General features: G+C 65.3%; 17 protein-coding genes. 6 read left to right on the top strand and 11 right to left on the bottom strand.

What is annotated here, in order from left to right:
• Nucleotides 1–2: 2 nt before the first annotated feature.
• From rimM to ffh, 3 genes are all read right to left on the bottom strand, one after another.
• Complete coding sequence (rimM, locus tag GGD67_RS09350; RefSeq protein WP_179732330.1) at nt 3–548, bottom strand: ribosome maturation factor RimM; 546 nt, start codon at nt 546–548, stop codon at nt 3–5.
• A gap of 9 nt (nt 549–557) precedes the next feature.
• Nucleotides 558–890, bottom strand: a complete 333-nt coding sequence (rpsP, locus tag GGD67_RS09345) for a 30S ribosomal protein S16 (RefSeq protein WP_008133080.1) — start codon at nt 888–890, stop codon at nt 558–560.
• An 86-nt stretch (nt 891–976) separates the two neighbouring features.
• Entirely contained in the window at nt 977–2,524 is a 1,548-nt protein-coding gene (gene ffh, locus GGD67_RS09340; RefSeq protein ID WP_152102107.1) for a signal recognition particle protein, read from the bottom strand.
• Nucleotides 2,525–2,981: 457 nt separating this feature from the next.
• Here ffh and GGD67_RS09335 point away from each other — a divergent pair, with 457 nt between their 5' ends.
• Both GGD67_RS09335 and GGD67_RS09330 read left to right on the top strand, forming a co-directional pair.
• On the top strand, nt 2,982–4,046 hold the full coding sequence (locus tag GGD67_RS09335) for an MBL fold metallo-hydrolase (protein WP_179732328.1): 1,065 nt from the start codon (nt 2,982–2,984) through the stop codon (nt 4,044–4,046).
• 176 nt (nt 4,047–4,222) lie between these two features.
• Nucleotides 4,223–4,633: a hypothetical protein gene (locus GGD67_RS09330; RefSeq protein WP_312009918.1), complete on the top strand. Its 411-nt coding sequence runs from the start codon at nt 4,223–4,225 to the stop codon at nt 4,631–4,633.
• 213 nt (nt 4,634–4,846) lie between these two features.
• On the opposite strand, the gene GGD67_RS09325 is transcribed toward GGD67_RS09330, so the two are convergent.
• The 3 genes from GGD67_RS09325 to GGD67_RS09315 are packed head-to-tail and all read right to left on the bottom strand — an operon-like array spanning nt 4,847 to nt 6,593.
• Entirely contained in the window at nt 4,847–5,563 is a 717-nt protein-coding gene (locus GGD67_RS09325) for an SIMPL domain-containing protein (RefSeq protein ID WP_179732326.1), read from the bottom strand.
• A gap of 5 nt (nt 5,564–5,568) precedes the next feature.
• Nucleotides 5,569–6,348 carry a GyrI-like domain-containing protein gene (locus tag GGD67_RS09320; RefSeq protein ID WP_179732324.1) on the bottom strand — a complete coding sequence of 260 codons (780 nt, stop codon included), beginning with the start codon at nt 6,346–6,348 and terminating at the stop codon, nt 5,569–5,571.
• Between the two features lie 2 nt (nt 6,349–6,350).
• The gene (locus GGD67_RS09315; RefSeq protein WP_179732322.1) at nt 6,351–6,593 is read right to left on the bottom strand and encodes a hypothetical protein; all 243 of its coding nucleotides are present in this window, start codon (nt 6,591–6,593) and stop codon (nt 6,351–6,353) included.
• On the opposite strand from GGD67_RS09315, the gene dapF reads away from it, so the two are divergent.
• Nucleotides 6,592–7,467, top strand: coding sequence for a diaminopimelate epimerase (gene dapF / locus GGD67_RS09310; RefSeq protein ID WP_179732320.1), 876 nt, complete (start codon nt 6,592–6,594; stop codon nt 7,465–7,467). The genes GGD67_RS09315 and dapF overlap by 2 nt on opposite strands.
• The gene (mtaB, locus tag GGD67_RS09305; protein WP_179732318.1) at nt 7,467–8,720 is read left to right on the top strand and encodes a tRNA (N(6)-L-threonylcarbamoyladenosine(37)-C(2))-methylthiotransferase MtaB; all 1,254 of its coding nucleotides are present in this window, start codon (nt 7,467–7,469) and stop codon (nt 8,718–8,720) included. The genes dapF and mtaB overlap by 1 nt, the downstream gene beginning before the upstream one ends.
• 203 nt (nt 8,721–8,923) lie before the next feature.
• Here the strand turns inward: mtaB and GGD67_RS09300 are convergent, their stop codons facing one another.
• On the bottom strand, nt 8,924–10,033 hold the full coding sequence (locus GGD67_RS09300; protein ID WP_179733014.1) for a DUF2336 domain-containing protein: 1,110 nt from the start codon (nt 10,031–10,033) through the stop codon (nt 8,924–8,926).
• 273 nt (nt 10,034–10,306) lie between these two features.
• On the bottom strand, nt 10,307–11,008 hold the full coding sequence (locus tag GGD67_RS09295) for an RluA family pseudouridine synthase (RefSeq protein WP_179732316.1): 702 nt from the start codon (nt 11,006–11,008) through the stop codon (nt 10,307–10,309).
• Nucleotides 11,009–11,068: 60 nt separating this feature from the next.
• Here GGD67_RS09295 and ftsY point away from each other — a divergent pair, with 60 nt between their 5' ends.
• Both ftsY and GGD67_RS09285 read left to right on the top strand, forming a co-directional pair.
• Nucleotides 11,069–12,016, top strand: a complete 948-nt coding sequence (gene ftsY, locus GGD67_RS09290) for a signal recognition particle-docking protein FtsY (RefSeq protein WP_018318891.1) — start codon at nt 11,069–11,071, stop codon at nt 12,014–12,016.
• Between the two features lie 3 nt (nt 12,017–12,019).
• On the top strand, nt 12,020–12,622 hold the full coding sequence (locus GGD67_RS09285) for a septation protein A (protein WP_018318890.1): 603 nt from the start codon (nt 12,020–12,022) through the stop codon (nt 12,620–12,622).
• 156 nt (nt 12,623–12,778) lie between these two features.
• Here GGD67_RS09285 and GGD67_RS09280 read toward each other — a convergent pair whose 3' ends face one another.
• From GGD67_RS09280 to GGD67_RS09270, 3 genes are read right to left on the bottom strand one after another with little or no spacing between them, the layout of a single operon-like run.
• Nucleotides 12,779–13,375 (bottom strand): DsbE family thiol:disulfide interchange protein, encoded by a 597-nt coding sequence (locus GGD67_RS09280; protein ID WP_092261438.1) that lies wholly within the window; start codon nt 13,373–13,375, stop codon nt 12,779–12,781.
• Nucleotides 13,372–13,554, bottom strand: a complete 183-nt coding sequence (gene ccmD / locus GGD67_RS09275; protein ID WP_018318888.1) for a heme exporter protein CcmD — start codon at nt 13,552–13,554, stop codon at nt 13,372–13,374. The genes GGD67_RS09280 and ccmD overlap by 4 nt, the downstream gene beginning before the upstream one ends.
• Nucleotides 13,551–14,345: a heme ABC transporter permease gene (locus tag GGD67_RS09270; protein ID WP_179732314.1), complete on the bottom strand. Its 795-nt coding sequence runs from the start codon at nt 14,343–14,345 to the stop codon at nt 13,551–13,553. Before GGD67_RS09270 ends, ccmD begins: the two co-directional genes overlap by 4 nt.
• Nucleotides 14,346–14,357: the final 12 nt, after the last annotated feature.

Here is a 14,357-nt window from a genome sequence, read left to right as displayed (position 1 = left end):
GGTTATGGGTCCCCGCGTTCGCGGGGAGCCGCCGAGGGAGCGTCGTCGCCCTCGACCTCCTGCGGCAGCGCGATCACCACGCGGCCGCCTTCGAGATCGACCTCCGGCACCACGGCGTTCGTGAACGGCAGCAGCATCGTCGTGCCTTTTGGGGGCGCGATTTCGATGATGTCGCCGGCGCCGAAATTATGGATCGCGAGCACGCGGCCGAGCGCGTCGCCCTCCGTGGTGACGGCGGCGAGCCCGATCAGATCGGTGTGGTAATATTCGTCCGCATCGGTCGCGGGCAGTTTTTCGCGCGCGACGTACAGCTCGATGCCGTTGAGGCGCTCGGCCTCATCGCGGGTCGTGACGCCCTTGAACGTCGCGACCAGATGATCCTTGGCCTCGCGCGCCGTTGCGACCTCGAACTGGCGCTTGCCGTCCTTGGACAGCAGCGGACCGTAGCGCCTGACGGCAAAGGGATCCTCGGTGAAGGTCCACAATTTGACCGCACCGCGCACACCATGCGCGGCGCCGATCCGCGCGACGCAGACCAGCGCCGACATGATCTAGCCTTAGCCCTTCGCGGCGGCTTCGGCCTGCGCCTTGCGCTCCTTGCGCGGCACGGCCTTCTCGGGGTTGTTGCGCGCTTCGCGCTTCTTGACGCCGGCAGCGTCGAGGAAACGCGCCACGCGGTCGGACGGCTGCGCGCCCTTGGCGAGCCAGGCCTTCACCTTGTCCATGTCGAGCTTCAGGCGAGTCTCGTTGTCCTTCGGCAGCAGCGGGTTGAAATAGCCGAGACGCTCGATGAAGCGGCCATCGCGCGGGAAGCGCGAGTCGGCGACGACGACGTGATAGACGGGACGCTTCTTGGTGCCTGCGCGAGCGAGGCGGATAACGACGGACATTCAGTTCTCCTTCAAAGTACAGTTTGTTCGGTTGATTGGTATTCCGCGTTGCGCGGGACGCTTATCGATCCCGTGCGACGAATTCCTCATTTCTTCTTGCCGGGAAAACCGCCGAGGCCCGGCAGCATCGGCTTGCCGCTGAGGCCCGTGAGGCCCGGCACATTCGGCAGGCCCTGCCGCAAGCCGGCCGGCAGATCCTTCGGCAAATTGGGCAAGCCCTGTCCGCCGCCGCTCTGCATCTTCTCCTGCAGCGCCTTCATCTCTTCCGGCGAGGGCGGCTTCATGCCGCCGCCAAAGCCCATGGCCTGCGCGATGCCGGCGAGCGGGCCGCGCTTGCCCGAGCCCATGGCCTTCATCACGTCGGCCATGTTCCGGTGCATCTTGAGCAGCTTGTTGACCTGCTCGACGCTCTGGCCGGACCCTGCAGCGATGCGCTTCTTGCGGCTGGCCTTGAGCAAATCGGGATGACGGCGCTCGTCGCGCGTCATGGAATCGATCACCGCGACCTGGCGCTTCAGGATCTTGTCGTCGATCCCCGCGGCCGCGATCTGGTTCTTCATCTTGGCGATACCGGGCATCATGCCCATCAGGCCGCTGATGCCGCCCATATTGGCCATCTGCAGCAGTTGCTCGCGCATGTCGTTGAGGTCGAACTGACCCTTGCGCATGCGCTCGGCGGTGCGCGCGGCCTTCTCGGCGTCGATATTGGCGGCAGCGCGCTCGACCAGCGACACCACGTCGCCCATGCCGAGGATGCGGCCGGCGATACGGTCGGGATGGAAGTCTTCCAGCGCGTCGGTCTTTTCACCGGTGCCGATCAGCTTGATCGGCTTGCCGGTGACCGCGCGCATCGACAGCGCAGCACCGCCGCGGCCGTCGCCGTCGACACGGGTCAGCACGATGCCGGTGAGGCCGACGCGCTGATCGAACGCGCGCGCGAGATTTACGGCGTCCTGACCGGTGAGGCTGTCGGCGACCAGCAGCACTTCGTGCGGATTGGCCGCGGCTTTGATCGCGGCTGCTTCCGCCATCATATCTTCGTCGAGCGTGGTGCGGCCGGCGGTGTCGAGCAGCACGATGTCGTAGCCGCCGAGCTTGCCGGCTTCCAGCGCGCGCTTGGCAATCTGCGGCGGCTGCTGTCCCGCCACGATCGGCAGGGTCGGAATGTCGAGGTCGCGGCCGAGCACGGCCAGCTGCTCCATCGCCGCCGGACGATAGACGTCGAGCGAGGCCATCAGCACCTTGCGCTTGTCGCGCTGGACCAGGCGGCGGGCGAGCTTTGCGGTGGTGGTCGTCTTACCCGAGCCCTGCAGACCGACCATCATGATCGGCACCGGCGGCACGGAGTTGACGTCGATGGTCTGGCTTTCGGCGCCGAGCGTGTTGATCAGCTCGTCATGGACGATCTTGACCACCATCTGGCCGGGCGTGACCGACTTGACGACGGTGGCGCCGATCGCCTGCTCGCGCACGCGTTCGGTGAAGCTGCGCACCACTTCCAGCGCGACGTCGGCCTCCAGCAGCGCGCGGCGCACCTCGCGCATCGCGGCATCGACGTCCTTTTCGGTCAGCGCACCGCGCCCCGTCAGACGATCGAGAATTCCGCCAAGCCGTTCCGACAGATTGTCGAACAATGCCGTTGTCCTGTTGCTGTCTTCCCGACGGGAAGAGCGCTCCGTTACTCACTGCTGTCATGCCCCGGCTTGACCGGGGCATCCAGTACGCCGCGGCACCTCGGTTCCAGCCGAGCCGCCTCTGGAATACTGGATCGCCCGATCAAGTCGGGCGATGACCACCTCCTTGGGCAAGCGATCTTCCAAACACCTTTACGCCCGAGGGCGCACAGCGCTGTCGGGCGTTGACCTCTGGCCTCGAGGACCAGTCGGCGGGTCGAAAAGAAAGCCTTTCCGAGAAAGTGGCGGGGTTAAACGCCGCTCCCGCCCAAAAGTCAAGGAAAGTTGGGGTGCCGGAATGTCTCTATCAAGGTAACATCCTGAAAATATGTCGCTTTCGACTGCCGGTTCCTTTTCCTTTTGCCCCGCCCATATAGAAGGTGATGACTTACCTCCGCCACCACTCCTGAAGCCCGCCGTGCCGATCACCCGCCGCCGCCTGTTCGGACTGCTTGCCGGGGCCGGCGCCCTGGTCGGTGTCCCGTCCCTCTGGATGTCCCGCATGAAAACCTATGACGGTCCCGCCTCCGACCATTTCGACGGTCTGAACTTCTTCGATCCGGACGGCGCGCCGCCGAAATCGCTTCGGGAGGTGCTGCGCTGGCAGCTCGGCGGCAAGCGGCAGCGCGCCACCTGGCCCGACTGGGCGCCCAGCCCCCATGCCGACACGCCGCCATCCCGCGTCGACGGCGACAAGGTGCGGCTCTCCTTCGTCGGGCATGCCAGCTGGCTGATCCAGACCGGCGGCCTCAACATCCTGGTCGACCCCGTCTGGTCGACGCGGGTCTCGCCGGTCGCCTGGGCCGGGCCGAAGCGGCACAACGATCCCGGCATCGCCTTCGAGAAGCTGCCGAAGATCGACGTCGTGCTGGTCTCGCACGGCCATTACGATCATCTCGACATCGCGACGCTGTCGCGGCTCACCAAGAATTTTGCCCCGCGCGTGGTCACCCCTCTCGGCAACGACGTGACGATGCGCAGCTGGGATTCCACGATCAAGGTGGAAGCCTTCGACTGGCACGACCGCGTCGAGCTCGGCGGGGGCATCGCCGTGCATTTGGTGCCGACCCGGCATTGGACGGCGCGCGGCATGTTCGATCGCAACAAGGCGCTATGGGCGAGTTTTGTGCTGGAGACGCCTGGGGGGAAAATCTACGTCGTCTGCGATTCCGGCTACGGCGATGGCCGGCATTTCCGCCGCGTCGCCGAGAAGCACGGGAAGCTGCGCCTCGCCATCCTTCCCATCGGCGCCTACGAGCCGCGCTGGTTCATGCGCGACCAGCATATGAATCCAGAGGACGCGGTGAAGGCGCTACGCGATTGCGGCGCCGAGGCCGCGCTCGGGCATCATCACGGCACGTTCCAGCTCACGGATGAGGCAATCGACGCGCCGGCCAAGGCGCTGGTCGAAGCGCTCGACGCCGCGAAGCTTCCGCAGGAGCGGTTTGTGGCGATGAAGCCGGGGCAGGTGGTGGAGATTTAGGTCGTGTACCCATAAACCCGGCGGCGTGATGCGACGAAAGCAATGTCCGCTTTGCTCCTTTAGCGACAAGTGCGTACGGCTCTGCGCCGTTGAACCAGAAAGCCCATGACGCAACAAAACACCATGGATTTCTTTTGGTCGGAAGACCTTGATTGATCGATGGATGGAGCTGGCCTGTGGGATTTTTGCTGAGAATTGTGCTCGCAGCCGCTCTTGTGAACCTTGCTCCAGCCGTCGCCCGGGCGAAGAACGCCGTCGCTTCTCCTGCCTTGCAGAAGGAATTCGATGGCTTCATCGAGAAGTTTCGCGCGGCGCTGAAGGCAAACGATTCCGTCGCCGTCGCCGGTATGACACGATTGCCGTTCATGAACGACAACGCAATTCGCGACGCCGCGCAATTTGGCGCCAAGACCTATCGGACCTCGTTCACGGCGAAAAATCGCGCGTGTATCCAGCGCGGCAAGGCCGTCTACGATCGCGACGATTATAAGAACGACAGTTACTTCGTCTTCTGCGGCGAGCTCATCTTCGTCTTTACCAAGACGCCGGCGGGTTTCCTTTTTACTGATATCAGCGCGAATGATTGATCAGGCAACAATGCTATCCACTGCCGCCGGACGTTTGATCGGTCGCCTCGCTCAGCGACATACTGGATACAGCAACTTGGGCGATGAGCCGACTCATCAACGGAAAGACTCGCCGCGAGACTCCATTAACGGGCATGCATGATCAGTCCCTGCGAACGCGTTCGCAGGGACTGCACCATTGGTGTTGCGGCGACGTTCCTCTTATGAACGGGACTACTGCCCCTGCTTGATCGCCCAGCTCACATTCACCGTCACCGACAGCGTTTCTTCGCCCGGCGCGACGGCAGCGGATGCTCTGGCCATCGGTTCGGCAGCCATCCGCCCCTTGAACAGCGGCACCGGGCCACCGCCCTCGGTGACGCTGAGCGGCGCGCCCAGCGTCACGCCGGTGGCCTTGGCGTAGATCTCCGCCTTGCGGCGGGCGTCCACGATCGCCTGCTCGCGCGCGTCGTCGAGCAGTTTTGACGCCTGCGTCACTTCGAAGGAGATGTTGCCGATGTCGTTGGCGCCGGCGCTGACCAGCGTGTCGATGACGCCGGCGACCTTGGTCACGTCGCGAATTTTCACGGTGACGCGGTTCGAAGCGCGGAAGCCGACTACAGGCGAGGCGCCGGTGGATTTGTTCTGGCCGTATTGCGGTTGCAGCGACAGCCGCGAGGTCTGGTAGTCCTTCTCGGCAATGCCGGCGCCCTTCAACGCCAGCAGCACCTTGCCCATCGCGGCGTTGTTGGCATCGGACGCTTCCTTCGCCGTCTTGGCGTCGTTGGCGACGCCGGCGTCGATCTGCGCGAGATCGGGCGCCGCGGAAATGTTGGCTTCGCCGCTCACCGTGATGGCGGATGGAAAATCATCGGCAAGCGAGGGCGTTGTCAGCAGCGTGGCGGCGAAAACGGCGGCAAGGGACGTAGCAAGTACGGCAGTCTTTTTCATTGGTCTCACTTCAGCGGCACGAAAACGTTGATCACGAGCTTGTCCTCTGCCGTCTTCAGCGGATCGGTGAGGTATTCCTCGATGAAGGTGTCCTTGGCTTCCAGCCTCTTGTCGTCGAGGTGGTTGGTGATCGCCTCATAGGTGTTGTCCATGTTGTCGTAGGAGCCGCGATGGACGAATTTCAGCACCTTGCCTTCCGGCGACTTGCCGATGCTCATGTCTTTGGCGAGGTTCTTGGGATCCTGCTCGACAGGGATCTCGGCAAGGAAGGTGAAGCCGGTATCGTCCGTCGAGGTGTAGACGATCATCGCATTGCCTGATGGCTTGATGCCCTGCTTGTCCAGGAGCGTGTTCAGTGCCTTGAAGGCATCGATCAGCGTGTCGAAGGCCGAGTCCCAATTGGCAGTGCCCTTGACCATCACGACCTTCTTGGCCTCGAGCGTGGTCTCCAGGCCGAACGGATCGGCGGTCTGCACCGGGGCAGGTGTTGCGGCCGCCGCCGGTGGCGGGGCCGTTGGGCTGGGTGAGGCGCTGGCTGCGGGCGAGGGCGACGTTGTCGGGGCCGGCGACGCGCTGGCGGCAGGCAACGGCGCGGGTGAGGCCGTCGCCGCAGGGGCCGGCGAGGCGCTCGCGGCCGGGGCGGGAGAAGCCGATGGGGCCGGCGAGGGACTTGCCGAGGCCGCCGGTGCCGGGCTCGGGGTTTGCGCCAGAACCTCAGGCAGGCCAAGCGACAAGGCCGCTGCCGGGATCAGCGCGGCCAGAGCAAGACGACGAAACCTGATCATTTTTATTCTCCCCAAGGCCTTAACCAAGGCCCTTCATCAGCAAGACCTTGCCCACCAAGGCCTAATCCGGCTTGAGCCCGGCCGCGCATCCCGGTTCGCGGCGAGCTGCGCCGTTCTAACACGCGGGCGCGGAATTCGTCCCATGACAGATGCGTCATGGCAGACCGCTCGGCCGCCGACCGCAAATCACTGGCCAAGCCGGCAAGGATCGCCATATAAGACAGGCGAAATTCGGGAATTTTCATGAGCGCGCTCGCCAATCACGCATTTGCCAAGATGAACGGCATCGGCAACGAGATCGTCGTTGTCGACATGCGCGATTCTGCGGGCCCGGTGACGCCGGACGACGCCCGCGCGGTGGCGTCTGCGAACGGCGGTGTGGCCTACGACCAGCTCATGGTGCTGCAGAAGCCGCGGCTCGACGGCACCGAAGCCTTCATCCGCATCTACAACAATGACGGCTCGGAGGCCGGCGCCTGCGGCAACGGCATGCGCTGTGTGGTGCGGCGCATCTTCGAGAAGAACGGGCAGACCGCCGCGACGTTCGAGACGGCGGCCGGCTTGCTCAATGCCTGGCAGGGCCCGGCGCCCGATCTCTACACCGTCGATATGGGCGCGCCGAAGTTCGGCTGGCAGGACATTCCGCTGGCGGAAGAGTTCCGCGATACCCGCTACATCGAATTGCAGATCGGGCCGATCGACAATCCGATCCTGCATTCGCCCTCCGTGGTGAGCATGGGCAACCCGCATGCGATCTTCTGGGTCGACGACGTCAACGCCTATGATCTCGAGCGTTTCGGTCCGCTGCTCGAGAACCATCCGATCTTCCCGGAGCGCGCCAACATCACGCTCGCCCATATCGTCGATGACAAGCACATCACGATCCGCACCTGGGAACGCGGTGCCGGCCTGACCAGGGCCTGCGGCTCGGCGGCCTGCGCCACGGCAGTGGCCGCGGCCCGCCTGAAGCGTGTCGAGCGCAATGTCGAGATCACGCTGCCCGGCGGCAAGCTCGGCATCGAATGGCGCGAGCGCGACGACCACGTGCTGATGACGGGCACTGCGACCTTCGAATATGAGGGCAGGTTCGATCCGGCGCTGTTTGCGCCGGTCGCCTGATGGCCGTCGACGTCGTCACCTTTGGCTGCCGCCTCAACGCCTTCGAGGCCGAGGTGATCCGCCGCGAGGCCGAGGGCGCTGGACTCTCCGACACTATCGTCATCAACAGTTGCGCCGTCACCAATGAGGCGGTGGCGCAGGCGCGGCAATCGATCCGCAAGCTGAAGCGCGAACGGCCCGGGGCGCGCATCGTCGTCACCGGTTGCGCGGCGCAGACGCAAGCTGCGATGTTCGCCGACATGACCGAGGTCGATCGCGTCGTCGGCAATGACGACAAGATGCGGTCATCCGTGTGGCGCGATGCCCGCGATGCCTTCGATCTCGGCGCGGGCGAGAAGATCGCCGTCAGCGACATCATGGCCGTGAGGGAGATGGCGCCGCATCTGATCGACGGCTATGCCAGCGGCCTGCCGCGCGTGTTCGTGCAGGTGCAGAACGGCTGTGACCATCGCTGCACCTTCTGCATCATCCCCTATGGCCGCGGCAATTCGCGCTCGGTGCCGATGGGTGCGGTGGTCGAGCAGGTGCGGATGCTGGCCGAGCGTGGCCATGCCGAGATCGTGCTGACCGGCGTCGATCTCACCAGCTACGGCGCTGACCTTCCGGGCGCGCCGAAGCTCGGCATGCTGACGAAGCAGATCTTGCGGCACGTGCCGGAGCTGAAGCGCCTGCGCATTTCCTCGATCGATTCGATCGAGGCGGATGCCGATCTGCTCGATGCCATCGCGGATGATGCGCGGTTGATGCCGCATCTGCATCTGTCGCTGCAGTCCGGCGACGACATGATCTTGAAGCGCATGAAGCGGCGCCATTCGCGGCAGGACGCGATCGCGTTCTGCGACAAGGTCCGCCGCCTGCGCCCGGACATCGCCTTCGGCGCCGACATCATCGCGGGTTTCCCGACCGAGACGGAGGAGATGTTCTCGCGCTCGTTCGATCTGGTCGAGGAATGCGGCCTGACATTCCTGCACGTCTTCCCCTATTCGCCCCGCCCCGGCACGCCGGCAGCGCGGATGCCGCAGGTGGCGGGCGGCGTGATCAAGGAACGCGCGAAGCGGCTGCGTGCGGCAGGCGAAACAGCACTGCGCAAGCGGCTGCAGGCCGAGATCGGCGCAACGCGCGAGGTGCTGATCGAGGGCGAGACGCAGGGCCGCACGGAGCACTATCTGCCGGTGGCGATCGCGGGCGGGCGCGTGGGAAGCGTGGTGCCGCGCAGGATTGCCGGCAGCGATGGCGAGCGGCTGACTGCTTAGTCGGGCTACGGCGAGTTGCGACGCGCTATATCCCCAGCGTCGTCCCTGCGGAGGCAGGGACCCATACCGCGTGATTTATCGCTGTGGATGGTCGCAGTACCGAATTGCGAATCTTCGCCAAACTTCTCCCTGTGGTTATGGGTCCCTGCGTTCGCAGGGACGACACCGAGAGTGTGGATACTTCGTCCGCGGAACGCGCGCCGCTACGACGCCCTGACCTGCCAGAACCGCAGCGTCCGCTTGGCATTCTCGGGCGTCATCCGCGCGTAGTGCCCTTGCGCCCGTGCAAGATCGGCCGGCTTCATGGCGCCTGTGGCAAAACGGCTTTCGAGCACGGCCACCGCGGTTTCCCAGCTGAGCTGCGCCGCCTTGCACGGCACCAGCAAGCCGTCGTCGCGCAGGCTCTGCATCAGCGGGCGGATCACCTCGACGGTCGATCCGGACAATGCGGCCAGCGCCGCGGCGGTCTCTTCATAGCGCCGCTGCGTGGCGAAACCGAGCAGCGTCGCTTCGCTGAGCTGGCTGGTCGCCTTGAGCATTGCAATCGCCCGCTTGGCGCCTTCGAAATCGCGGACGCCAGACATCTGGCGATCGACACCGACGGTGACGGCGGCGATCGCACTCTGGATTTCCTCGAACAGATGCGGCGGCGCGCGCGACAGCAGGCGGGCGCGCACGGCGTCGCTCGCCGAGCGCAGCAACCGGCGGCGCAGCTCCGACGGCAGGTCGACGCGGACGCCGACGCTGACGGCAAGTTCGGGATCGGCCTCGGCCTGCCCGATCAAGACGGCGAATCCGTTTCCGGAGACGCGCGCGCCGGGATTGGCGGCGAGCCGCCGGCTGACGCTGGGATAGCGCCGCGCCAGAAGTGCGTCGGTGACGATTTCCTTCAGCCACCAGCGGCCGGCGACCGCCAGCAGATGCGGCTCGCCCTTGCTGGAGGCGATCTTCACCAGCTCGCCGTCGTCGAGGCGGGCCGATTCCTGCAGCACGGGACCGGCGATGCGGATCTCGTCATTGCTGGCGAGGCGGCGGATTACCGAGGGCGGCGCCTGCGCGATCGGCGCCAGCTGCGCGCTGATCTCGGCGAGCGCGATGCGTGCGCCCATGTCGGCAAGCGCCCGCAGCTCGATGGTGCCGATCAGGCGCTCGAGCACCTCGTCGAACAGCGCGATCTGCTCGTCATCGAATTTGCCGGCAGAGGAGAGGAACAGATCGGTGACGCGCCGGGCCGTTTCCAGGCCCTTTTCCGCCGAGCCTGCGCGAATCGCGGATTCGACCTCTTCGATGATCGATAGCTCGGCCTTGGACATCACGCCCTGCTCATCCTGAGCGGTTACAGAAGCTTGTTCTAAGCAACCGTCATCATTAGCGGCGAGCACTGAACGTTTCGTAAACCATGGGCGGAAGGCAGCTAGCTTGGCGAGCTTCCGCCGCGAATGCGGTGCGCTCCCTCCCCCGCTTGCGGGGGAGGGCTGGGGAGAGGGTTGTCTCCGCAATGGGACAGTCCCCAAGAGGAGAGAACCCTCACCCGCGCCTTCGGCGCGACCTCTCCCGCAAGCGGGAGAGGTTGAGCGACACCGCGGCTATTCCCCGCTCCAGCCGCAGGCGCGGAGCTTTTCGTGCATGTGGGGCGGGGCCGGCGCCACGACGCGGACGGGCTCCTTGTTCCGGGAGATCGGCACCACGATCTCGCGGGAATGCAGGTGCAGCTTCGGCTCGCCGAAGCGCGGGCCGTTGCCGTAAATGTTATCGCCGAAGATCGGCCAGCCGGTCGCGGCCGAATGCACCCGCAATTGATGGGTCCGCCCGGTCACCGGTTCCATGGCCAGCCAGGTAAAACCGTCGCCCCGCCCCATCACTTTCCAGTTGGTGATCGCCTGCTGTCCCTCCGGATCAGGCTTCTGCCACCAGCCGCGTTCGGCATTGAGCCGGCCGAGCGGCATGTCGACGGTGCCCTCGTCCTCGGCTGGCCCGCCCTCGACCACGGTCCAGTAGGTCTTGCCGATCTTGCCGTGCTTGAACAGGAGGCCGAGCGAGGCCGTCGCCTTGCGGTGGCGGCCGAGCACGAGGCAGCCGGAGGTGTCCTTGTCCAGCCGGTGAGCCAGCACCGGCGGCCGCGGCAGGCCGAAACAGAGCGCGTCGAACGAGGCCTCCAGATTGGCGCCGCCCTTGGGACCGCGATGCACGGGAAGGCCGGCCGGCTTGTCGATGACCAGCATCAGCCCGTCGCGATGGAGCACGCGGGCCAGAATTTCATCGGCCGTCAATTGGGGAACATCGAGCAATTGCAAGACTTTCGGTCAAGACTTTCGTTTGGCAGCCGGAACGGCTAACACACCCCCGCCATGAACGATACCACGTCAGATCCCCCCAAGCTGAGCTGGTGGCGCCGCCTGTCCAACGGGCTGAAGCGCACCTCGTCCTCGCTCGGGACCGCGGTCGCCGACCTCGTCACCAAGCGAAAGCTCGACCGCGCCATGCTCGACGACATCGAGGACGTGCTGCTGCGCGCCGACCTCGGCACGTCAGTCGCGGTGCGGATCGCGGACGCCGTCGGCACCGGCCGTTACGACAAGGCGATCTCGGCGGACGAGGTCAAGGACGTCGTCGCCACCGAGGTCGAGAAGGTGCTGTCGCCCGTGGCAAAACCGCTCGTGATCGATGCGGCCAAAAAGCCGTTCGTGATCCTCGTGGTCGGCGTCAACGGCTCCGGCAAGACCACCACGATCGGAAAGCTCTCGCAGAAATTCGCCTCCGAAGGCCGCAAGGTGATGCTGGCTGCCGGCGACACGTTTCGCGCAGCAGCGATCGAGCAGCTCAAGGTGTGGGGCGAGCGGACGAAGACGCCGGTGATCGCGGGCGCGCAGGGCTCGGATTCGGCGAGCCTCGCCTTCAACGCGCTGACGGCGGCCAAGGAGCAGAATATCGACGTGCTCCTGATCGACACCGCCGGCCGGTTGCAGAACAAAGCCGAGCTGATGAACGAGCTCGAAAAGGTGGTGCGTGTGATCCGCAAGGTGGATGACACTGCGCCGCATGCCGTGCTGCTTGTGCTCGATGCCACCGTCGGCCAGAACGCGCTGTCGCAGGTCGAGGCTTTCCATCGCACCGCCGGGGTCACCGGCCTCGTGATGACCAAGCTCGACGGCACCGCCCGCGGCGGCATTCTGGTGGCGCTCGCGGAGAAGTTCAAACTGCCGGTGCATTTCATCGGCGTCGGCGAAGGTGTCGACGATCTCGCGCCGTTCACCGCGCGCGATTTCGCCCGCGCCATCGCCGGAATCGAAAGCTGAAGAATGGACAAGACCCAGCCGCATCCGCTGTTCAAGCTGGCGACCGAACTCGGGCCGCTGCTCGTGTTCTTCTTCGTGAACGCGAAGTTCAACCTGTTCGCCGCGACCGGCGCCTTCATGGTCGCGATCGTGGCGGCAATGGTCGCCTCCTACGTGGTGACGCGCCACATCCCGATCATGGCGATCGTGACGGGCGTGATCGTGCTGGTATTCGGCACGCTGACGCTGGTGCTGCACGACGAGACCTTCATCAAGCTCAAGCCGACCATCATCTACGGCCTGTTCGCTGCGATCCTCGGCGGCGGCTTGTTGTTCGGCCGCTCCTTCATCGCCGTGATGTTCGACCAGATGTTCAATCTGACGCCGCAGGGCTGGCGCATCCTCACGCTGCGCTGGGCGCTGTTCTTCGCCGGCATGGCGGTGCTGAACGAGATCGTCTGGCGCACCCAGAGCACGGACTTCTGGGTGAACTTCAAGGTGTTCGGCGTCACCCCGATCACGATGATCTTCGCCATCGCCCAGATGCCGCTGACCAAGCGCTACGGGATCGAGCCCGCGTCGCTCGAGGCGAGCGAGGCGGAAGCGGGGGATGTGCGGAAGGGATAGGCCGAAGCGTCGCTCCACATACCGCTGTCATGCCCCGGCTTGACCGGGGCATCCAGTACGCCGCAGCTTTTCCGTATACGACTGACGTCTCTGGAATACTGGATCGCCCGATCAAGTCGGGCGATGACAGTTGAGCGTGTGGCACGAGCGCGGCGCTCAGCTTCCCGCTGCCTTCAGCGCCTTCTCCATCTGGGGCAACAGCACCGTCCGCAGATTGTCCGGCGTGATCGGGCCGACCAGCTTGTAGACGATGGTGCCTTCGCGACCGACGACGAAGGTTTCGGGCACGCCATAGACGCCCCATTCGATCGAGGCACGGCCGTTGGCGTCGACGCCGACCCGGCTGAACGGGTTGCCGTAGCGCCCGAGGAAGCGGCGCGCGTTGTCGGCCGCGTCCTTGTAGTTGATGCCGACGAGCTGGAAGCGCTTGTCCTTGGCGAACTCGGTCAAAAGCGGCGCCTCGTCGTGGCACGGCACGCACCAGGACGCCCAGACATTGACCAGGCTGACCTTGCCCTTGAACGCGGCGGGGTCGAGGCCCGGCACCTGCGCGTTGTCGATCTGCAATCCCTCGAGCGGTGGCAGCGCCGTCTGCGGCGCCGGACGGCCGATCAGCGCGGAGGGAATTCGCGAGGGATCGCCGCTGCCGAGCCGGAACCAGAACAGCAGCGCAAGGCCGATGAACGCGATCAGCGGCAGCACCATCAGGAAAGTGCGGCGCTGCGGCGGTGCGGAGGTCGATCGTTCGCTCATGATGCGTCCATGGCGCTACGGCCGGAGCGGCGGGTGATGCCGCTGCGGTCGAGCTCGCGCAGGCGCTGCGTCTGGTTGCGATAATCGAGCACGATCCAGCCGATCAGGATCGCGACCACGAGGGCCGCTGCGGCATAGGATGTCACGATGAAGGATGCATAAGGGCCGAGCGACATCATCCTGCGGCCCCAATTTCTTTCGACGCGTTTTGTCCGCGCGCACCGGCGCCCATTTCGCCGGAGAACGCGACACGGCTTGCCTGCATCATTTGCAGGGAGCGGACACGGCGGCGCAGGATCTCGTTGCGCATCGCCGCCAGATGCAGCGTGACGAACAGCAGCGTGAAGGCGATCGCCATCACCAGCAGCGGAATCAGGAACGATTTGTCGAGCGCGGAGCCGCCCATGCGCATCACCGAGGCCGGCTGGTGCAGCGTGTTCCACCAGTCGACCGAGAATTTGATGATCGGCAGGTTGAGCGCGCCGACGAGGGTCAGCACCGCGGCGGCGCGCGCGGCGCGTGAGGGATCGTCGACCGCGCGCCACAGCGCCATCAGGCCGAGATACATCAGGAAAAGGATCAGCACCGAAGTCAGCCGCGCATCCCATTCCCAATAGGTGCCCCACATCGGCCGGCCCCACAGCGAGCCCGTCAGCAGTGCGAGAAAGGTGAAGGCGGCGCCGATCGGCGCTGCGGCCTTGGCGGCGACGTCGGCGAGCGGATGCCGCCATACCAGCGTGCCCAGCGAGGCGATGCTCATCACGCCCCAGACGAACATCGACAGCCAGGCATTGGGCACGTGGATGAACATGATCTTCACGGTCGCGCCCTGCTGATAGTCATCGGGCGCAAGCGCGGCTTGATAGAGACCGATTGCAAGCAGCAGGACGGTCGCGGCCGCAAGCCACGGCAAGACCCGCGCTGTCAGCGCGAGGAACCGCGTGGGGTTGGCGAGGTCGATCAGCGTCATGGTACCCTGATA

Source organism: Bradyrhizobium sp. IAR9 (assembly GCF_013408065.1).
GTDB lineage: Bacteria > Pseudomonadota > Alphaproteobacteria > Rhizobiales > Xanthobacteraceae > Bradyrhizobium.
The sequence above is the reverse complement of the archived record's forward strand: the minus strand, read 5'-3'. Positions and strand labels throughout refer to the sequence as shown.